The following is a 22220-nucleotide window of genomic DNA, read 5'->3' on the forward strand; positions in this document are numbered from 1 at the left end:
ATTGATGTCTCAGAGATAAATTGTGACATGCATCTAATAATTCATCAAGCCTATATAAATATTTTTACATTAACATTTCACAATAACATAATGGAGGTATTAATATGAAAACTAAAATTATTTCTAAAATACAAAATCAAATGAAACCTTACTTGAATCAAGGACAATATATAAAATTAACAAACTCTTTATTAAATTCGTTGCAAGATATAGATATTATTGATAATAACAATGAATTAAATGAAGTAGATAATTTTAAATTACTAAACCTTTTTTTATCTGCTAAACAGGTCGAAGGATGTTCCGAGAAAACAATCAAATATTACAAATCCACTATCGAAAAAATGCTGAAAAAAATTAAAAAACAGGTTTATAACATCAGTACTGATGATTTAAGAAAATATCTTTTTGATCATAAAAATGAAAAACAATCCTCAAAAACAACAATAGACAACATTAGAAGAATTTTTTCAAGTTTTTTTTCTTGGTTGGAGGATGAAGATTATATCATAAAAAATCCTGTAAGAAGAATTCATAGAGTTAAAACTGGTCGTGTAGTTAAAGAGGTATTGACTGATGAAAATTTAGAAGTCCTTAGAGATAACTGTGAAGAAATTAGGGATTTAGCAATGGTTGAAATATTAATATCAACAGGAATACGGGTTGGGGAATTAGTAAGACTAAATGTAGAAGATATAAATTTCTATGAACGTGAATGCATAGTATTTGGAAAAGGAGAAAGTGAAAGGGTGGTATATTTTGATGCAAGAACAAAAATACATTTAATTGAATATTTACAATCAAGAGTAGATGAAAATCCTGCTTTATTTGTTTCACTAAATAGCCCTTATGATAGGTTAGGAATTAGTGGAGTAGAAACTAGACTTAGAGAACTCGGAAATAAATGCAATATAAATAAAGTTCATCCACATAAATTTAGACGAACTATGGCAACAAATGCAATTGATAAGGGAATGCCGATAGAACAAGTACAGAAATTATTAGGTCATGTGCAAATTGACACAACAATGCAATATGCAATGGTAAACCAAAGCAATGTAAAACTAGCACATAGAAAATTCATTGGATAAATTCTTGTTTAGTTTTGTGACAATTTTATAAAATAGTAATATAACAGTGTTATTATTTAAGTAAAAAAAGTCCAAATTAATGTTAAAATCAAAAAATAAGAACAAATAGCTATTTTTCAATTGAGAATATAAAAAGAAGAATAACAGTTAAACTGCTATTCTAAATCACAATTTATCTCTGAGACATCAATCTCTCCAGACATTAACTTAGGCAGTAATGTATCTCTTAATTTAGTCAAATTTGTTATTTCATCAGATATTTTATTTTTATAATTAAATATTGGTGAAATAAACTCATTAAATTTAATTATCACTTCATCATCAGGCATTATTAATTCTAATGATTTAAATTCAGTTTTATTAAATTTACTTTGTACAGAACCTGCAGTAATTGTACTTATTAAATACTGTCCAAAATTTGATCTAAATAATAAAAACAAATAAAAATTAAGGTAAATAGCATCATCATTAGATTTAACTAAAATCATGTTATTTCCCAAAGTCATTGGTTTATCTAAGAAAGGACATAAGAATACGGATCCAACATCACCCACATTAGATATTATTATTTCATTACCATATAATGAAGATTTCTTTAGAAAATCATAAGAATGCTTGTTGACAAATTTTTCAAAGCATTTGGCTTTTAAATCTGTGTTTCTTATAAAATAAGCATAATCTTCATAATCTAAAATAGACACATTTTCTTTTAATGATGCAAAACTACCATTTGCCACATAATCTGTGATAATTAAGGGTAATTCGCCAATTTTTTTAATTTTCCAATTAGTGTCTGCATTGTCAAATTTATTTATAAAATACTCCTTAAATAATAAATCTAATAAATCATCTAAATTTTTATTTATTCTTATATTGGTTTCAATTTTATCATCAATTGTTGATAATATATTTATAATTTTTTCCTGTATTTCTAAAGAAGGTATTTTAATTTCAAAATCCTTTATTGTCTGTGAATTTAAATTTTGTTGAGCTGCTCCTGATGCTAAATTCATTAATTTTTCAAAATTATTATATAGATGATAATAAACAAATTTTGGCTTTGCAATTTCTTCATTAATGGTTAAATTACAGCAAGCTTGATTTGTAGTTAGATCAACCATGTTCATTGCAACTTTTGCTGCTGTTGCACCATACATTGCAACTATTACAGAATTCTTTTTAACCCATTTAGCAGCACTATTTTGAAAGCCTAATTCACTTATATGTTTTTCAGTATCATATATTCTATTAAAATTAATTTCTTTTGTATTTAACCAAGGAATATCTCCACCATAATAATCTTCATTTGTACTTTTTGGTGTTCCTCCACTTGAAACTTTTGAACATACATCATCTATTGTTCTACTAGACCATTCTAAACTCAAATTTAAATTTGAGTTTATTATGTAAAATTTTAATATGCATTATTCTGATAATTATTGAAATAAAATTATTCTTTACATCAAAAGACATATATTTTATCAAATTAATCATTATTGAGTTGATTCTATTAAGAATTTATAAATTAAAAGACATACAATCAATAAATAATAATGAATTAAAAAGAGATTTAATACAAAATATTCTATCAATATTAATTAATTTATTAAGTTAAATTTATAACAAAATTACAACAAAATAAGTTTAATGAAACAAAATGCTTTTACAGGAAATAACAAAGATTTCTATAATAATATCAAAGAAAGTATTGATAATGCCACAAGCATAGACATTATTGTTTCATTTCTGATGGAATCTGGTGTTAAACTAATCATTAATGATTTAAAAAACACGGATTGTAAAATTCGTATTCTAACGGGAAATTACCTAAACATCACACAACCTGAGGCTCTTTATTTACTGAAAAATGAATTAAAAGGCAAACTGGATTTAAGATTTTATAATGTTTCACATAAAAGTTTTCACCCCAAAGCCTATATTTTCCACAATAATGAAGACAGTGAAATCTACATTGGATCTTCCAATCTTTCAAAAGGAGCCTTAACCGATTCTATAGAGTGGAATTACCATTTCACCAAATCTGAAAAAGAAAATGACTTTTATCACTTTTACAATAATTTTCAAGACCTTTTCTATAATCAGGCAGTAACAGTAACGGATGAAGTCTTAAGACAGTACTCAAAATCATGGATTAGGCCGAAATATGCAAAAATGCATGAATTCAAACCACAGAAAGATTTTGAACCTCGAGGCCCTCAAATTGAAGCGTTATACGCTTTGGACAATAGCCGTGAGGAAGGTTTTGACAAGGCTTTGGTTGTTGCGGCTACAGGTGTTGGGAAAACATATCTTGCAGCATTTGACTCAAAAAACTATAAAAATATTTTGTTCGTTGCCCACAGAGAGGAAATTATTAAACAGGCTGCTGAAAGCTTTAAAAATGTTAATCCAGATAAATCAATTGGATTTTTCTACGGTTCACATAAAGAAACCGATAAAGACATTACCTTTGCATTGGTTCAGACTCTCGGAAAAAAACAATACCTTAACGAGAATTACTTTAAAAAGGATTATTTTGACTATATCATTATTGACGAGTTTCACCATGCCGTTGCAAACAATTATAGAAATATTCTATATTATTTTAAGCCAGAATTCCTGCTGGGATTAACCGCAACACCTGAGAGACTAGATGCAAAAGACGTTTTTGCATTGTGTGATTACAATAATGTGTATGAAATAAGGCTTAAGGAAGCAATTAACAAAGGATTCCTGGCACCATTTAGATATTATGGAATTTTTGACGATACGATTGATTATTCAACCGTAACCATGCGTAACGGCAGGTATGATGAAAAGGATTTGGAAGAAAAGCTGATGATTAATCATAGGGCGGAATTAGTTTATAATCATTATTTGAAGTATAAATCAAGCACCACCATCGGATTTTGTGCATCCAGAAATCATGCCGAATATATGGCTAAATTCTTCAATGAAAACAATATCCCATCAGCTGCCGTTTACAGTGGAGAACAGGGTGAATTTACACAGGAAAGATCCGAAGCTATTGAAAAATTAAAAAATAACGAATTAAAAATATTATTCACAGTCGACATGTTCAATGAAGGGTTGGATATTCCTTCCGTCGATATGGTGCTCTTTTTAAGACCAACACAATCCCCAACGATATTTTTACAGCAATTGGGTAGAGGCCTGAGAATCAGTGAAAACAAGAAATATTTAACTGTTCTTGATTTTATTGGCAATTATAAAAAAGCCAATTTAGTTCCATTTTTATTGAGCGATAATACTTATGATACTAAAACGCTTATTAATGAGTCAGTTTTAGAGTTTGAATACCCTCAAGACTGTTTTATTGATTTTGATTTTCAGTTAATTGATTTGTTTAAATATCAGGCAAGAAATGAATTGAAAGTTAAAGATAGGATTATTTTGGAATATAATTCGATTAAGGAAGACATAAATCATCGCCCGACAAGACTGGATTTATTCCTGCGTATGGATGATACTGTTTATACTGCAATGAAACAATCTGCAAAAATTAACGTGTTCAGGGATTACATTGGATTTTTAAATGAAAATAATGAATTGACAAAAGAAGAAAACTCATTGGTTGATAGTGTAGCACATGACTTCTTAAATACCATAGAGACAACAAACATGACCAAATCATATAAGATGCCGATTTTGAAAGCATTCTATAATGATGGTGACATTAAGATGACCATTACCGATGATGACGTTTATAAATCCATGAAGGAATTTTATGAGTATAAATCCAATGGAGTGGACATGATTCGACATAAAACTACTAAAGATTATTTATCTTGGGATAAGAAGAAATACCTTTCACTGGCTAAAAGAAATCCAATACGTTTTCTTCAAAAATCGGCTGGCGAATTTTTCCAGGAAAAAGACGGTTATGCTTTATCACTGAATGATGATTTAAAAAATTATATTAATTTAGATAGTTTTAAAAAGCATTTTGAAGATATAATTGAATATAAAACCTTGTCTTATTACAAAGATAGATTTGAGAAAAAAGGTAGTGAAAATGAATTATTATGATAAAAATGCTCAGGAATTCTTTGATGGAACAGTTGATGCAGATATGAGTTCACACCACGAAAAATTCATTAAATATATTCCTGAAAACGGCCATATCCTGGATGCGGGCTGCGGTTCCGGAAGAGACACGTTAATGTTTAAATCTCTCGGTTTTGAAGTGACTTCCATTGACGGGTCTGTCGAAATGTGCAGGCTGGCAAGTGAATATGCGAAAACTGAAGTTTTACACATGCAATTTCAGGAAATTGAATTCGAATCTATTTTTGATGGAATATGGGCATCAGCATCACTTCTTCATGTTCCAAGCGATGAAATTGAAATGGTATTGACCCGATTGAAAGATTCCATGAAAGACAGCGGCGTGCTTTATGCCTCATTCAAATACGGTGACTTTGAAGGAATGAGAAACGGCAGATTTTTCAATGACTTAACCGAAAAAACTGCAATAGAACTATTCAAAAAAGCTGATTTTAAGGTAATTGATACATGGATTACCAGCGATTCCAGAAAAGGCCGTGAAAATGAAAAATGGGTTAATATCCTTGTAAGAAAATAATGGAGTATTACTTTTCAAAAATATTTATATATAATAAAATATATAACAATTGTTATTAAAATATGGGAAAGGTAATATGTGCGAAATATTTTGTTTTAACTCAAATCAACCAAAAGAAGTTAACGAATGTCTGGAATGTTTTTACAATCACTCCGAAATGCATCCTGATGGCTGGGGACTTGCAAATATGGAAAACAACAAATTTATGATAGATAAAGAACCTGTAAAAGCATCATGTAGCCCGCATTTAAAAGATATATTATCAAACCCAGTAATCGGAAAGAACGTTTTCGCCCATATCAGACTGGCTACCGTCGGCGAAATAATATCTCCGAATTGCCATCCATTCATTGAAGCGGATGACAATAACCGTTCCTGGATGCTGATTCACAACGGAACCATCTTTGATTATCCCGAACTCGATGAATACAAGCAAAAAGAGCATGGAGATACCGATTCAGAGCGAATACTATTTTACATTATAGACAAGGTCAATGAGTTTGAAGCTAAAAAGGGATCCGTTTCAACGATAAAAGAGCGATTTAACCTTTTAAATGGAATAATAACCGATTTAGCTAAAAACAACAAGCTTAATTTAATGATTTACGATGGAGATTTAACATACATCCACTCCAACATGAAAAACTCTTTGTATTATCTGAAAAACGAAGAGGGCTTTCTGGTTGCAACCACTCCATTAACCGATGACGAAAACTGGAAGCCGGTTGAGCTCAACAAGCTGTTCGGACTGATTGACGGAAATATCATTTTTGAAAGCGAAGAGCACGATAATGAATTTATTTTGACAAGCGAGCATGAAAGGGCAATTGAAGAATATCAATACTCAATTAAGAGGGATGAATCCGATGATAAGCTATGAAAAGATAAGAAACAGATTATATGAGGAATTTATTAAACCCACCGATAAGGAAAAGAACTTCATCGGCGTTGAAATCGAAATTCCAATCATTAACCTTGAAAAGGAAGCTGTGGATTTCAGCGTTGTCCATAAAGTCACGGACCAGTTCCGCAAGCAGTTCGGTGATTTCAAGGCGGAGGGAATAGACTATGAGGGCAACGTCTTTTCCATGGAAAATAATAAAACGGAAGATATCGTCTGCTATGACTGCTCCTACAACAACATCGAATTTGCAATGGGCCGTGAAAAGGATTTATTCTCAATAAACGACCGCTTTACAGAGTACTACAAATTCACAAAGGAATGCTTTGAAGAATATAACCATACATTAACGGGAATGGGAATCAATCCATACAGGAAATACAACAAAAACGTACCCATTCCGTCAGAGAGATATTTAATGCTTTATCATCATTTGAAATCAACTGACGATTACGAAAACGTTCCGATGCGCTTTCACGAATATCCCGAATACGGAATGTTTTCATCAGCCTCACAGGTTCAGCTGGACGTTGCAAAGGAGGATCTTGTAAAAACGATTAACGTTTTCTCAAAAATAGAGCCTATCAAAGCTTTACTCTTCTCCAATTCAGTCCTGATTGATGAAAACGACAACATTACATGCTTCAGAGACATTTTGTGGGAATACTCAACCCACGGAGTCAATCCGCACAACATCGGAATGTATAATGTGGAATTTGAAGACATCAATGACCTGCAGGCATATCTGGAATCATTGAACATCTACTGCGTAATGCGTGACGGAGCCTATATCAACTTCCCGTCCATGAACCTGTTTGAATACTTCGGCACGGACTCAGTTGAAGGCGAGGTCTACTGCGGAGGGGAATACAAGAAAATCAGCGTCAAGCCATCAATCGACGATATTGACTATTTAAGACCCTTCAAATTCATTAACCTGACATTCAGGGGAACGGTTGAGTTTAGAAGCGTTTGCACCCAGCCGATTAAGGATTCAATGTCTGTTGCGGCATTCCATCTGGGCCTTAAAAACAGACTGAACGAACTGGATGAACTGATTAGCAATGATGATGTAATATATCATAAGGGATACACTGCAAGCGAACTTAGAAAACTCCTGATAAAAGAGGAAATACCTTCATTCATTGACAAAAACGACATATGTAAACTATCAAAAGACATTGTTGATTTGGCCAGTGAAGGCCTTAAAGACAGAGGAATCGGAGAGGAAATTTTCCTAAAGCCATTATATGAACGCATTAAAAACAGGACCAATCCCGGAAAGGAAATAATAAAACTGACAAACAACAATATAAGCATAGAAGAGATAATTGAAGATTATGGAAATATTTAATTTAAGAAGGGGGAGAATTTAAATGAATTTATTAAATATATCCAAATTAAGTACAGAAGAAATCCTCGAAGGTTCATTTGGAATCGAATGGGAAAGCCTGAGAGCAAAAGGTGACGGAGAGCTCTCATTAACGCCCCATCCGGAAATCTTCGGAGACAAGTTTACAAACCCTCTGATTACAACGGACTTCTCGGAAAGCCAGATTGAAATAATAACTCCTACGTTCAACACAATTGACGAGGCATTCGATACATTTTCAATATTGTCCGACCTGGTCAATTCATCACTTCCCGATGACGAATATCTCTGGTTTCAGTCAATTCCATGTATCCTGCCGTACTGGGATCAGATTCCAATAGCCCAATACCCGGAAGAGGGCAAATCCTCCCAGAAATACCGTGAAGACCTGGCCAAAAAGTACGGGGTCAAAAAACAGATGATTTCAGGCGTGCATTTCAACTTTTCATTTTCCGAAAATTTCTTAAAAAAGCTTTACGAGCTCGAAAATAGTGATAAAAGCTTTAAGGAGTTTAAAAATGACGTTTATCTTAAAATCACCAGAAATTACCTGAGATACTGCTGGCTCATCATTTATCTGACGGGCTGTTCCATAGGCTCACACAAGACATTCTCGAACGACTGCATTCACCTCATGGATGCCAAGGACGATTACGGCAGCTATTATTCGACAAGAGGCCCTTCATTTAGAAACGCGTCCTGCGGATACAAGAACTTAAAGGATTTGTACCCGTCATACGATTCCGTTGAAGAGTTCACAAGAGACGTTGAGAAGTTCATTGAAAACGGGGACTTGTCAGAGGCCAAAGAGCTCTACACCCAAATCAGACTGAAGCCTAAAAACCCTAAGGATTTATTGAACTCCCTAAAAGAAGACGGAATCGAATATATTGAAATCAGAACCTTGGACATCAATCCATTCTATCAGTGCGGCCTTGTAAGGCATGACATGAAGTTCCTGCACCTGTTTTTGATTTATCTTTTAATCAAGGACGAAACGGATTACGCCGACTGGCAAAGGGAAGCTAAAATCAATGAGGAAAATACTGCAGAGCTTGCATATACAGACTCAATGAGACTTTTAAGGGATGGCGAGGAAGTTACGCTTAAAAGCTGGGCTGCAGAAATAATCAATGAAATTTATGGAATGAGTGAAGTTTTAAGGATAGATGAAAGCCAAACCTTGAATCTGATGCTTAGACGCATTGCAAATTCTGAATTTACTTACGGAAAAAGGCTTTTAATGTTAATTAAGGAAAACGGCTACATTAATACTCATATCACATTATCAAAAAACAATAAAAATACCAGCATTGAAAAGATAAAAAACATTGATATGAAGAAATGCGAGAAGTATAAGAAATACTTCAGCATTGCGCTTGCGGGGAAATAATATGGAACTTTTAAACGAAATTGAAGTAATACAATGGAAAGACGGCGAATCTGAAAAAATTAAAGAGCATACGGTAAACGATGAATACACTTATCTATTCATTGATTATCTGCCTGCGAGGAAGTTTTCAACCTATCCTCAGGATCTGGAGGATTTTGCAATAGGATACTGCCTCGGTGAAGGCCTGATAAAGGATTATTCAGATATTGAATATATTAAAACGGACGGAAACCAGATTTTAGTTTCCACTACCTTAAAACATGACCCTCATGAGGATCTGGAGCAGGATGGAATCGTTCAGGAGCGAAAAGGCGACTGTGAACATGCATGTGTGTGCAGGCTTCTTGAATATCAGGGCGTTAATTCAGATAATGCGGGCGGAATCAGATCCGAGCTTAAGACAATAGAGCCGAACAATTCCGATTTGAAAATCAATGCCACCCAAGTAATAAAAGACATCAGGCATTTAACCGATGAGGCTAAAATATGGCAGAAAACCGCAGGGGTTCATGTAGCACAATTAAAATACAAGGACAAAATTATCATCCGGGAAGACGTAAGCCGTCACGTTGCAGTTGATAAGGTGATTGGAGCTGCTTCAAAGGAAGGCTATGACTTCAGCCAGTGCTATATCTCATACAGTGGCAGAATGCCAGCAGACATGCTTATTAAAGTAATCAGGGTTGGAATTCCAATAATAATTTCAAACGCCGCTCCCGCCACTTCAGGAATTGACGTGGCTCTTGCAGGAAACATTACAATGATTGGTTTTGTAAGGGACAACAGATTTACTGTTTATACCGCACCGGAAAGGGTTGATTTGGAAAAATAACCCTATTTTTTCCCTATTACCACCAAAAGATAGGTGCCTTCTTTTTTAAATATTTCAACGCTTTTAAATCCGGCTTCAAGTAAGTAACTTTCCAGTTCATCGGCCGTGTAGACATTAATTCCTTTTATGGTGTCAATCCATTCCTCATCCAAAGGATTGGTTCCGTCGGTTCCCTGGGCAATCATGAACTCGCCTCCGGGTTTGACAATCCTTAATACTTCCTTAAAGGTTTCAGTCAGATTTGGCCAGAAGAATATGGTTGAAAATGCCGTTGCCAAATCATATGAATCGTCTTCAATGGGCATATCTGTAACGTCTGCACAGATAACATTACATTTATTGTTATCTACGGCATTCTGATTCCTTTTAATTGATTGCGCCACCGCAACGTCGGAGTAATCAAGGCCGTCCACATTGTTTTTTGTCAGTTCAAGAAACCTTTCGATGTTAACTCCTCCGCCGCATCCAAGGTCAATCACTTTCGCTTTTTCATCAACGTCAACGCATTCAAGCGCAAAGTCCCCGATGTACCTGTGTTCGTCATTCATTTCCTCGATTACTAGAATTCCTTCATCGCCGTGAGGCTTCATGTACTGGTCTGGTTCATATGATTCCATGATTATTACCTTAATACTTTTCTTAATATAAGTATTAATTTTGACAGATAAATACCTGTCGAATATGGAGTCTGTAAAATTTTATAGGCCCATTTGATTTTAAATTTTTTACAGTTGAAATTTCACTTCGATGAAAATTCGTTCTAATTTTTCTTTAATTTTAATTTTAATGGTTTAAAAATAGTAAATTACTTAAATGGGTGAGGACAAATAATAATTTCAGAAAGAGTAAATAAAACACCTAATTTTGAAAATACTAATCAAAAACTATTTTTAGATGAAAATAACGCATTTAAATAAGATGTTCCAATTTGTCCTAATTGTGGTGCACATAAAGACTTTGTATAAGAAAAAAATAGTTGAGAAATTAATCTCAACTTCTTATGGTTATTTTGTTTGAAATTGCTGCACCGTTTTCATACATTGATGTTATTATGTATTCACCGGCCATCAGGTTAATGTTCAGCCTGGCCTGTCCTGAACTGTCTGTAGTTCTGTTGTAGAATACTCCGTTAACGTTAAAAGTAATGTTTTGCTTTGCATAAGCTTTTCCTTCACCATCAATGAGTGTAGCAACAAATTGGGTTCCGTCCCGGTATTTCATGGTGATGTCTTCAGCAGTTAAAACAGACAGAACTGTAATGTTATATGATCTCTGAAGTCCTGTTAAAGGATCAATAGCTGTTAATACATATTCGCCAGGGTTTAAATTGATGTTTAGCTTGGCCGTTCCGTTTTCATCGGTTGTTCTGTTATAGAAAACACCATTGACGTTCATGGTAATGTTAACGCCGGATACTGATTTACCTTCACCGTCAATCAATGAAATAAAGAATTGTGATTCGTTCCTGTAGTATTTAACTAGATTTTTGCCAATCAGCGTAGGTAAAACTTCAATATTATTTTCAATGCTTCTGTTACCGTATGAAGTTTTAATGGTGTAGTTTCCAGGGTTTAAATTGATGTTTAGTTTAGCTGTTCCGTTTTCATCGCTTAAACGAGCATAATTAATGCCGTTAACTTCAAAAGACACGAATTCATTGCTTTTGCCGATATTGGCTTCAAACTTGGAATCATTTTTATAGATTTTAACCATATCTTCTGCATATATGTCCAAATCGACAGTAAACGCTTTTAGACAAACACTGACATTTGAAAATTTATTGTAGGTCACAAATCCATCTTTTTGATATAGATTTTCATGGGCATAATATAAATCTATCCAGTTAACTCCGTCAGGACTTATGAAAGACTGATTTGGGGATGAATGTACGTTGGCAATCCAGCCGTCAACATCACAGGCAACAGGAATCGGATATGTGCAGTTAGGGGTAGTTAATTTGATGATTATCTTAAAGACATCATTTTCATTCAAATTAACATAATTGCTTAAGCGGATTGTATTGTAACCCGGATTGTGGATAACTCCGCTTTGTGTGAGGGCAAGCCTGTCATTCACATAAATATATGCATCATATGCTGAATCGACTCCAAATGAATATAGGCTAAATGCGGCGAGACGGGAGCTGTTGTTTGAAATGAACTGGTTGAAAAACCATGCAGTCTCATTGTTAAAGCCTAAATTAACAAGTGTTCCTGTAGGGTCATAATAATAATTCTTATTGTAATTGTCAACATCCTCCACATTTACTATTGCAAAGGGAACGTTTTCTTTTGAAAGCGTCACGTCATAATATGAAATGTAGTTAAAACCATTGACTTCACGATATACGGTTTTATTTAGTTTTTCATCATAATAACTTTCACCAAAACTGTTTTTCATTATGAATGCTCCATCAGGAATGTCTTCACCAAATGTGTAACCCGGATAATTGTCATCCCATCCGATAATGTCAACCACATGGGAGGAATATCTCGGAATCATATTTATCGGTGAAATTTCACTTCCAAATGTTGTTCCATTAATTTCAAATTGTTCAGGGTCAAAATATTTATATCCCATAACAACAGAGCCATATTTTAATATTGCGAGCTTTAATTGGGTATTATCCATTACAGGCAAATATACGACGTCCTGTACATGCTTAACGGCAGTTAAATTGGTTGGAGATATGATGGATTTATCATTATACGGATCATCGCTTTCATTAATCGGCCCGGACCAGCGCGCCCAGTATGCAAGAGTTTTACCTGTTCCTCCACCTCTGTTCGGGTCAAGTGCCCATCCGTCCTTTGTATATGAACCCATTACATTTTTCTGATTATTTTCTGAAAAGTCATATAGTTTATTTTCATTTATTAATAAGTATGATTCCATAGCACCGATTGCGGCAAAAGCCCAGCAGGAACCTGAATCCTTTTGATCTTTAATTGGGGAGATGTAGGATATGCTGCTGCCGTTTTCTAAAGTAATGTTTCTCAAATCATATTTTGCGGGAATGATTATGTTTTCATCCAGTACCTTGTCAAATACCATAGGCCAGAATAGAGCATAAATTATATCCTCATCACCGCTGCAGGTATTATTTTCAATAATTGTGTTTTCAATATTGGTCTTTCCGATTATTGTGTAAACACTATTGTCAATTTTGTTTTTGGTATTCTGTCTGTTGTTGGCTATTGTGGTGTTGTTTATGTTTAAAATACCGTAATTGAAAATTGAACTTCCATAACCGTATTCCCCATTGATTGAGTTGTTGATGAATCTTGAATTGCTTATATTGTTTTCATATTGATAAAAAGTAACCGCTCCACCATAAGGGGTCTTTCCGCTGACCAGATTATTGATAAAGTCACAGTTGTCAATTGAATTCATTGAAACTGCACTGTGGATTGCGCCTGAAGCATTAGTTGCTTTGTTATTGATGAATGTTGTATTGACAAATTGGGCAATTGAACTTCCAATATGTGCTGAACCTCCATGAATTGCAGAATTGCCCGTAAAAGAACAGTTTATAATGCTTACAGAGGATAATTGTGTGTTAATGGCTCCGCCCAAAGTCCCAGCGGTATTGTCTATAAATTTACAGTCAATAAAAGAAACATTTAATGCGCTTTTAAGAGATGCTGCACTGCCTGAAATTGAATTTCCGTTTTTAAATGTCAATCCTCTGATGAGGACATTTGAAGCATAAATTTCAAATATCTGACTTGTATTTTCACCATCAAATATCACATCAGGACCTTGGGCTTCAATTCTGACAGATTTTTCAATAGCCAGATATACATTTCCTTCATCAACATATCTTCCAGGTGCAATAAATATTCTGTCCCCATCATTTGCACTGTCCAGTGCTTTTTGCAAGTTGCTGTAGGGATTTTTTATTGAACCGTTTTCCACTCCTGTGGCACTGGCATTAACGTACCATTCGTTAGTTTCTGCACTGGCCAAATCATGTTCTTCGACGATTATTTGTGAGGTAATGGTTTCATTCTCATTTTCCGCTGCACTTGCGCATGAAATGATAAGAAAAGAGAAAAGTAGAATCAAAAGTAAATATCTTTTTTTAAGCAAAATAGTCCCTCCAATAGAAATTATATTTATAATTTTGTTTAGATTGAATATAAATTTTTGTAAAAAAATCTGTAAAAGAGCAAATTTAAGATACCGCATCTACATTAACGAATCCCCATCAATGAAATTAATCCATTGAATTAATTAAATAAAAAATTCATCTAATAATTATGAGGGTTATTAATTTATGTTACATTTTAATTAATCAAAAATGTAAAATAAATGAAGGAAAATTAGAGTTCCTCCACGGAAAAAGAACCCAAATCCAGCAGGTCAAAGGTTAGAATCTTAGGGGCCACAGTAACCTTTCCGACACCCGTCAGTATCTTATAGGCCTCGAAAGCTTCAAGACAGCCGATTAAATTTGGAGTCGGTCCGATTACCGGAGGAACGCCTGAAGTAACATTTTTCAAAGCTTCAATGACATCATCATCTAATTCCTTGCCCAGTGAAGGGAGATTAAACATCTCCTCATATGTCTTGTCGCTGTTCGGCAGGAACACGGTAATCTGGCCCATGGTTCCGTGGATTGCGCCGTGAATATATGGAATATTCTTTTCCTTGGCCTTTCTTGATACGATAACCCTGGTCAGTACGTTATCCAAAGCGTCAATCACCATATCCGAATCACCGATGACCTTATCGATGTTGGTCCGGTCAACATGTTCATTGAATGTCGTGACCTTGACGTAAGGATTGATTAATCTAACTTTCTCCTTGGCAACAGCACTTTTGTCAAGACCTAAATCGGCTATTGAAGCCAATGTCTGTCTGTTTAAATTTGATAAGTCAAAAGCATCCTTATCGACTAAAACCAGCTCACCGATACCCATTCTTGCAAGCATTTCTATAGTTTCACCGCCGATTCCTCCACAGCCAATAACGGTTATCTTTGCGTCTTTAAATCTTTCCTGCTCGCTTCTTGTAACTATACTCATTTGACGGGAAGCTATTTCCCAATATCCATCTCCAATAAATCTTGTCGGCATCTTTTCACCTTAATATAACAATAGTTATTTTTTCTACAAATAATATTAATACCCAATGATATATAAGCTTTTTGAAAAGCAAAACTTTAAAACAAAAAGCAACTTAAATCATATCATGAAATTAATCATTTTTCATGACACTTACAGAAAAGAAGCTTCACAGACAAAAGAAAAACTGATTGAAATCACAGAAGAGCTGAAAATTGAAATAACCGATAACATTAACGATGCGGACATTGTAATTTCAATCGGAGGTGACGGAACATTTCTGAAATCAGCAAGACTTTCTGAAGGCAAGCCGATTTTAGGAATTAATACCGGAACGTTAGGCTTTTTAACTGAAGTTTCACCTGAAAACATCAAAAAGGCACTCCAAAAGATTTCAGAGGGAAACTATGAAATTGAAAATAGAATGATGCTGGAAGGCGAAATAATTAAAGAAACTGGAGAAAGAATTGAAATACCGGAAAGCCTCAACGAAATAACCATATCCAAAAACACCATAGGAGTTGTCAGATTCGATGCAATAATTAACGGAAAAGTAATCAATTCATATACGGCAGACGGCATATTGGTATGCACACCAACGGGCTCAACCGCATACAACCTGTCCTGCGGCGGACCGATAGTGGATCCCACAGCACAAATCATGACATTAACGCCGATTGCTCCGCACACCATACTAAACCGAAGCGTAATCCTTTCAGACGATTCGACTGTTGAAATCAGGATAACTGAACTCAGGGAGAATACCACCTCACATGTCCTCTATGACGGAAAAGCCATTGAAGTATTCAGTGGAGATACTGTAAGGATTAAAAAATCAGATAAAATCACCAAAATAATCAAGCTGGAAGAGAGAAGCTTTATCGACAATATTCGTGAAAATATTAAATAAACTCTTTCAAATCCATTTCATTTATTATCCTTTTTCTTAAAATTTTATCTATTCCCGTTCCGTACTGGGCTGCCTTTTTTGGCCTGTAGGCGATTTCCGTGTCAAGCCCTTCATTGAATGCGAATTTCCTCAAGACGTTTTTACGCAAGACATCACCAGGACCTGAAATCTTGTTTTTAACCGGCAGGTTGATTGCATATTCAACCAGACTCTTGTCAAGGAAAGGAAGTCTCACTTCAACGCTGTTGAGCATTGCGCAGGCGTCGTCACGTTCCAGATTGACGTGATACATGTTGGAGATGTCCTGTCTCAGTTCCCACTGCAGGTCGCCCGTTTCATAGCTTTTAAGATACCTGTTGTATCCTCCAAAAAGCTCGTCTGCGCCCTGGCCTGAAATGGCTACCTTCAATCCGTCCTCGTGAATCATTCTTGTTGCAAAATACGTTGTAAGTCCGACGCCGACCTTCATAAGGTTATCGTCTCCAATTGCATGAACTACACGGCCGATATGTTCCTTAATCAGGTCTTCGGTTAAAACTTGAACCTTCAAAGGCAAATCCATGTATTCTGCAGCATATCTTGCGCCTTCAAGGTCCTTTGAGCCTTCAACACCGACGGCGTACAACGTTATATCCAGCTTTTTGTTGAGGGATATTTCCTGAAGAAGGGCTGCTAAAATCGAACTGTCAACACCCCCTGAAAATATTACGCCGAGCTCGTCTAATCCTTCAACCCTTTTGGAAACGCTTAACTTTAAAAGCTTGGCCAGCTTAGATGCGTCGACTTCCATAATCTTTTCATATATTGCCTGCACCGGAGCTACATCATCCCAGTTAAAAAGTATGTGTTCGGGCTTTAACGTGAGGATTTCGGTAAATCCGACTTCATACAAACTGTCACGGGAGGAGGCGAAACCGCACAAATCATCGCTTACTGCAAAAAACAGAGGCTTTACGCCAAGAGGGTCACGTGCAATAGCCAGATTCTCACCGTCCCAAACCGCAAAAGCGTAATCTCCGTCAATAAGACGCAATGCTGACTGAACAGCTTTAAGCAAGTCGCCTTTATTGTAAAAGTCAATCAGATGAAGAAGAGCCTCACTGTCGGATTTTATTTCAGCCCCGACACCTACCTTTGAGAGGAAGTTTCTTATTGTGCTGAAATTATAGAGCTCCCCATTGAAGACTAAAACCAGATTTTCGCTTTTTACCGGCTGAGAGACTGAAATCCTGTCGTACATGTCATAAATAGAAAGCAGGTTATGGCCAAAACCGAAATCATATTCATTATCGTCACTGAAAGTATCCAAATCTATGTTTAAATTTATTTCATTTAAATAAAGGCCTGATGAATCGGGTCCACGACTTTTAGACACCTTCAACATATTAATCAAATCATTTCCTTTAAAATTGCCTTGAAGACCAACAATTGAACACATAATAATAAATATAAAAATGATTAGTAAAAAAATATTCGTTTTTCTGAGTCGGGACAATTTTACTCACCCATTAAAATTTTACTCTGCTTTTGTTTTATTCTAAAAAGGAATTAAAATTGTCTGAATTAATAACAAAGAATTTATAAACCAGTAAAATCAATATTATAGTGTCTATCATTTTTTTATGATAATCTGAAAGATTTGATAAAAAATAGGATAGGGGGTAAAAAGGAATGAAAGAAGAAAATTATGAAGAAATAAAAGAATTGGTTGAAATAATGGTGGAAGAATCCATTCATAACCCCACCGATTACTGCAGCAATTTCATATATTCACAATACCCCGAATCAATTCATATATTATTTGAACATCCAGGAATATTTCTCGACAAATACGGGAGAAAAGTCTACAGAGAAGACGGAACTGAATTGGAATTGGATGTAGCCGAATTAGTAGGTCCTGATGATTTCATTACTCAAAAATCAACAATTAATGTTGAATATCAAACAACACCTCTCGAAAGAGGGAAAATAGATGCAATCTTTGATTATAAACTTTATCTAATCCACAAAACCAATTTGCCTTCCCTTTCAGTAGTCATATCAAATCTCGAAAGAGGAAAGAAGATGAAATGCTATGAATCCCGCAATAATATATTCAATGTTCTTCACATTGGCAAAGGCGAAGAAGAGGATGTTCGAAAAAAAATAAATATCTTGAAAAACAAAATTGAAAGTGAAGAAGAAATTTCCGAAATAGAAGGATTATATTTCTCATATATCGCTATTTTCGTAAAACCCCACATAAGAAAAAAAGTAATGGAAGAACTATCCCATATTTTCAAAGAAATTGAAATAAGGGATCATAATCTTCGGTTAAACACCCATCACGTTCTTAAAGTTATGATTAAAGCAACTTTTAAGGATGATGAAGAAAAAACACGCGAGCTGTTGACTATGATAACACAAGGATTAAATAAAGAAGACTATTCCAAATTAAGCATTTTCGAACGAATGGCAGAGGAAATAAGGGTGAAGGATGAGATTAATGACAATAATATAAATATCATATTCAATAAGAACAATGAAATCTCAGACTTACATGAAGAACTCTCCAATTTGCGTAAAGAAAATGAAGAATTAAAGCTTCAATTAAAAAATCAAAACACCGGAGGATAAATCTTATTTTATCCTTATTTTAATTTTTTAAAAAAATTAACCCCCATATTAAACATTGAACCATTTAAACAATTATATCTCTCATTAAATAATATTAAATCAACAATATTGAAAATTAATTATTTTTGTTTTAAAACCCGATTAAATTCAAAATAAAATAAACCTAGAAACAATTAATGATATTTTTAAAGTGATAAAATGACAAAAAATACAGAGAAAAAAGAGCAGAATGGATTAAATAATATTTTCAGAATAATGGAAGAAGAAATACGAATAAAAGATGAGATTATTGCCAATAGAGATAGAATTATCTATATAAAAAATAAAGAACTCATAAAATTAAACAAAGAAGATTTAAAAAACTATAAAGAAAAAAAACTACAAGAGAAAATAATCTTTAAAGAAGATAAAAAAATAATAAAAGAAAATAAAAAAATCTCAAAAAATGATAAAGAAATAGCACAACTGGACAAAGAAATCACCCAACTAAATAAAGAAATAGCACAACTGGACATAGAAATTATCCAACTAAATAAAGAAATTATCCAGTTAGATAAAGAAATCAAAGAATTAAAATTCCAATTAAAAAATCACCAATAAATAAATATAACAATGACTTAAAAAAATTATTGTATACAAATATACAACGGGTAATTAATATGAAAAGAGAATACAGACAAAGAACGTTGGAAGTTCATGCGGGCGAAATGCCGGATCCCGTAACGGGCGCAAGAGCAACTCCAATTTATCATACAAGTTCATACGCATTCGAAAGTGCCGATAAAGCCAAGAAACTATACGCTTTAGAAGAGGAAGGACATATCTACACAAGGATTTCCAATCCGACCTCTGAAGTTCTGGAAAAACGTGTGGCCGCCATCGAAAACGGCGTTGGAGCGCTGGCGCAGTCAACAGGAATGAGCGCAATACTGGTGGCTATACTCAATATTGCAGGTAACGGCGATGAGATTATATCATCAAACAATCTATACGGAGGAACCTACACATTATTTAAAAATACGATGCCCAACTGGGGAATCAAGGTTAATTTCGTAGACACCCATGATTTGGACGCATACAGAAACGCAATCACAGAAAAAACAAAGGCGATATACTGTGAATCAATCGGAAATCCTCAGCTTGACATTCCGGATTTTGAAGCGATAGCCGATATTGCACATGAAAACGGCATTCCCCTAATCGTTGACAATACCTCAGCCATTACAATGGTAAAGCCATTGGATCATGGTGCAGACATTGTCGTTCACTCAGCAACCAAATTCCTCTCCGGAAACGGCACAAGCATGGGCGGAATCATCGTTGACGGAGGAAAATTCGACTGGACAAACGGCAAGTTCCCTATGTTTACCGAACCGGACGAATCATATCACGGACTTGTCTATTCAGAAGCCTTCGGCGAAAAGGCATACATCATGAAGGCAAGAGCCCATCTAATGAAGGATCTGGGAACGGTGATGAGTCCGATTAACGCATTTCTCATTATTCAAAGCTGCATGACGCTATCACTTAGGGTCAACCAGCACTGCGCAAACGCATTGAAAATAGCTGAATTCCTTAAAAATCATGAAGCGGTCTCATGGGTGAATTATCCCGGACTTGAAGATAATGAAAACCATGAAATGGCTGAAAAGTATCTGAACGGCAATTACGGCTGCATCGTGAGTTTCGGCATTAAGGGCGGAATCGAGGAAGGAAAAAAATTCATTGAAAGCGTTGAGCTTTTAAGCCACGTCGCAAATATCGCAGACGCCAAGACCCTTGTCATTCACCCTGCAAGCACAACACATTCCAACATGACCGAAGAAGAACAGCTGTCAAGCGGAATAACGCCGGATTTCATAAGAATGTCTGTTGGAATTGAAGACGTTAATGATTTAATAGAAGACATTGACCAGGCACTAAAAAAAGCTATTGATTAGAGGTTTTTTAACCTCTATTTAATATCATAATATGGATTGTTAACCTGATCTGAAGTAATCATTCCCCTTACAACGAAATCATCATCAACTACAGGCAAACAGGAAATGTCATGTTTCCTCATCAATACGGAAACGTCCTCAATAGAATCGGAAGCGTGACAGTACTTGACCGTTGTAGTCATTATGTCGCTCAGCTTTTCACTGTTGATTGCGATTGATTTTGATACGTCCCAGCTGGTAACAATACCTATCAGTTTGTTGTCATCGGTAACAATAGGAATATGGGTCACATTTTTATCAAGCATCAGAATGGCTGCTTTTTTAATGCTGTCCTCTTCCCTGATTGTTGGGACATCTTCAGTCATTAAATCCTCAACGATGGTATCGGACAGGAATTTTGACAACAGGTAATGCAGCTGACCTTTTTCAAGCAGAAACGCGTCATGTCCATAGCTGGATTTTATTTCGGAAAATGAAACTTCAACGTCATTTGCGTTAAGGGCTGCAACGATTTCAGTACTCTGTTCGGTCGGATAGAGCCAGTCTGAGTCAACGGAAATAACCTCTATTTTGGCTTTGACATCCTTGAATCCTTCAACGACCGAATTGTTGACGGCAACGTCAAACAGGTCAACCGCTTTTGTAATGTAGAGATAGCTGTTTGCGTCAAATCGCTTTACAAAGCTTTCCCCCTGATGGTGGAGGTAACTTTCAACCTGGAAATCCAGTGAAAAGTCATAGCTGATTTCATCCTTGTCCTGAAGGTCACGGCCGAATTTGAGATACATTGATTCGTCGCTCAGATAAGTGATGTGGGCAATCATGCGCGCCAGGGACAATCCGTTTCTGGGAATCTTTCCCGTGCCGTAATAGTTTCCGCCGTTCCAGCAAGGATCTGAAAATATGGCCTGACGGCCGACCTCATTGAACGCAATCTGCTGAGGGGATGATCTTGCGGTCGTGGCTATCGGAATTGCCTTTTTCATCATGTCTGGATAGCTGATGGCCCATTGTATTACCTGCATTCCTCCCATTGAGCCTCCGATAACCGCATATAACTGCCTGATGCCAAATGAGTCGACAAGCACCTTTTGAACGTCAACCATGTCTTTAATAGTGATTACAGGAAAATCAATGCCGTATTCATGGCCTGTTTTTGGATTGATTGAACTCGGGCCGGTAGTTCCCTTACATCCTCCAAGAACGTTGGAACAGATTAAAAAGTACTTTTCGCTGTCCAGTATCTTTCCGGGACCTATGACTATTTCCCACCAGCCGGGCTTGTCTGCTCCTTTATGCCAGCCTGCAGCGTGGGAGTCTCCGGTCAATGCATGACATATCAGTATTGCATTGCTCTTATCGCTGTTGAGCTCACCATATGTCTCATATGCTACGGTGATGTTTTCCAACGTTTTGCCGCTTTCCAATATAAAAGGTTCATCAATATCAAAATATTGCGTTTCAACAATACCGACAGAATCCTTATCCAT

At 35.4% G+C, this 22220-nt stretch carries 17 protein-coding genes; 11 read left to right on the forward strand and 6 right to left on the reverse strand.

Going from position 1 to position 22220, the window contains the following annotated elements:
- The first annotated feature begins 104 nt into the window (after positions 1-104).
- Positions 105-1091, forward strand: a complete 987-nt coding sequence (gene xerA, locus F3G70_RS01560) for a site-specific tyrosine recombinase/integron integrase (RefSeq protein ID WP_149730959.1) — start codon at positions 105-107, stop codon at positions 1089-1091.
- 155 nt (positions 1092-1246) lie between these two features.
- Here the strand turns inward: xerA and F3G70_RS01565 are convergent, their stop codons facing one another.
- The gene (locus F3G70_RS01565; RefSeq protein ID WP_149730960.1) at positions 1247-2476 is read right to left on the reverse strand and encodes a restriction endonuclease subunit S; all 1230 of its coding nucleotides are present in this window, start codon (positions 2474-2476) and stop codon (positions 1247-1249) included.
- 262 nt (positions 2477-2738) lie between these two features.
- Between F3G70_RS01565 and F3G70_RS01570 the strand changes: the two genes are divergently transcribed.
- From F3G70_RS01570 to fdhD, 6 genes are all read left to right on the forward strand, one after another.
- A complete protein-coding gene (locus F3G70_RS01570; protein ID WP_149730961.1) occupies positions 2739-5141 on the forward strand; it encodes a DEAD/DEAH box helicase family protein in 2403 nt (800 codons plus the stop codon).
- Complete coding sequence (locus F3G70_RS01575; RefSeq protein WP_188118022.1) at positions 5128-5697, forward strand: class I SAM-dependent methyltransferase; 570 nt, start codon at positions 5128-5130, stop codon at positions 5695-5697. The genes F3G70_RS01570 and F3G70_RS01575 overlap by 14 nt, the downstream gene beginning before the upstream one ends.
- Positions 5698-5773: 76 nt before the next feature.
- Positions 5774-6577 (forward strand): class II glutamine amidotransferase, encoded by an 804-nt coding sequence (locus F3G70_RS01580; RefSeq protein WP_149730963.1) that lies wholly within the window; start codon positions 5774-5776, stop codon positions 6575-6577.
- A complete protein-coding gene (locus F3G70_RS01585) occupies positions 6555-7952 on the forward strand; it encodes a glutamylcysteine synthetase (protein WP_149730964.1) in 1398 nt (465 codons plus the stop codon). Before F3G70_RS01580 ends, F3G70_RS01585 begins: the two co-directional genes overlap by 23 nt.
- 22 nt (positions 7953-7974) lie before the next feature.
- A complete protein-coding gene (locus F3G70_RS01590; RefSeq protein WP_149730965.1) occupies positions 7975-9363 on the forward strand; it encodes a glutamate--cysteine ligase in 1389 nt (462 codons plus the stop codon).
- 1 nt (position 9364) lies between these two features.
- Positions 9365-10195: a formate dehydrogenase accessory sulfurtransferase FdhD gene (gene fdhD / locus F3G70_RS01595; RefSeq protein ID WP_149730966.1), complete on the forward strand. Its 831-nt coding sequence runs from the start codon at positions 9365-9367 to the stop codon at positions 10193-10195.
- A 2-nt stretch (positions 10196-10197) separates the two neighbouring features.
- On the opposite strand, the gene F3G70_RS01600 is transcribed toward fdhD, so the two are convergent.
- From F3G70_RS01600 to F3G70_RS01610, 3 genes are all read right to left on the reverse strand, one after another.
- Positions 10198-10812 carry a class I SAM-dependent methyltransferase gene (locus F3G70_RS01600; protein ID WP_149730967.1) on the reverse strand — a complete coding sequence of 205 codons (615 nt, stop codon included), beginning with the start codon at positions 10810-10812 and terminating at the stop codon, positions 10198-10200.
- Between the two features lie 373 nt (positions 10813-11185).
- Positions 11186-14287 carry a lectin like domain-containing protein gene (locus F3G70_RS01605; protein ID WP_188118023.1) on the reverse strand — a complete coding sequence of 1034 codons (3102 nt, stop codon included), beginning with the start codon at positions 14285-14287 and terminating at the stop codon, positions 11186-11188.
- Between the two features lie 233 nt (positions 14288-14520).
- Positions 14521-15276 (reverse strand): HesA/MoeB/ThiF family protein, encoded by a 756-nt coding sequence (locus tag F3G70_RS01610; protein ID WP_149730969.1) that lies wholly within the window; start codon positions 15274-15276, stop codon positions 14521-14523.
- Between the two features lie 115 nt (positions 15277-15391).
- On the opposite strand from F3G70_RS01610, the gene F3G70_RS01615 reads away from it, so the two are divergent.
- Positions 15392-16174, forward strand: a complete 783-nt coding sequence (locus F3G70_RS01615) for an NAD(+)/NADH kinase (protein ID WP_188118024.1) — start codon at positions 15392-15394, stop codon at positions 16172-16174.
- On the opposite strand, the gene F3G70_RS01620 is transcribed toward F3G70_RS01615, so the two are convergent.
- Positions 16167-17612, reverse strand: coding sequence for a DUF7411 family protein (locus F3G70_RS01620; protein WP_149730971.1), 1446 nt, complete (start codon positions 17610-17612; stop codon positions 16167-16169). The genes F3G70_RS01615 and F3G70_RS01620 overlap by 8 nt on opposite strands.
- A gap of 233 nt (positions 17613-17845) precedes the next feature.
- On the opposite strand from F3G70_RS01620, the gene F3G70_RS01625 reads away from it, so the two are divergent.
- From F3G70_RS01625 to F3G70_RS01635, 3 genes are all read left to right on the forward strand, one after another.
- Entirely contained in the window at positions 17846-18790 is a 945-nt protein-coding gene (locus F3G70_RS01625) for a hypothetical protein (protein WP_149730972.1), read from the forward strand.
- Positions 18791-18988: 198 nt separating this feature from the next.
- Entirely contained in the window at positions 18989-19390 is a 402-nt protein-coding gene (locus tag F3G70_RS01630; RefSeq protein WP_149730973.1) for a hypothetical protein, read from the forward strand.
- Between the two features lie 59 nt (positions 19391-19449).
- On the forward strand, positions 19450-20730 hold the full coding sequence (locus F3G70_RS01635; RefSeq protein WP_262492204.1) for an O-acetylhomoserine aminocarboxypropyltransferase/cysteine synthase family protein: 1281 nt from the start codon (positions 19450-19452) through the stop codon (positions 20728-20730).
- 14 nt (positions 20731-20744) lie between these two features.
- Here F3G70_RS01635 and metX read toward each other — a convergent pair whose 3' ends face one another.
- Positions 20745-22220 (reverse strand): homoserine O-acetyltransferase MetX, encoded by a 1476-nt coding sequence (gene metX, locus F3G70_RS01640; protein ID WP_149730974.1) that lies wholly within the window; start codon positions 22218-22220, stop codon positions 20745-20747.

Origin of the sequence: Methanobrevibacter millerae, assembly GCF_900103415.1 — an archaeon.
In the GTDB taxonomy this organism is placed as follows: Archaea; Methanobacteriota; Methanobacteria; order Methanobacteriales; family Methanobacteriaceae; genus Methanocatella; species Methanocatella millerae.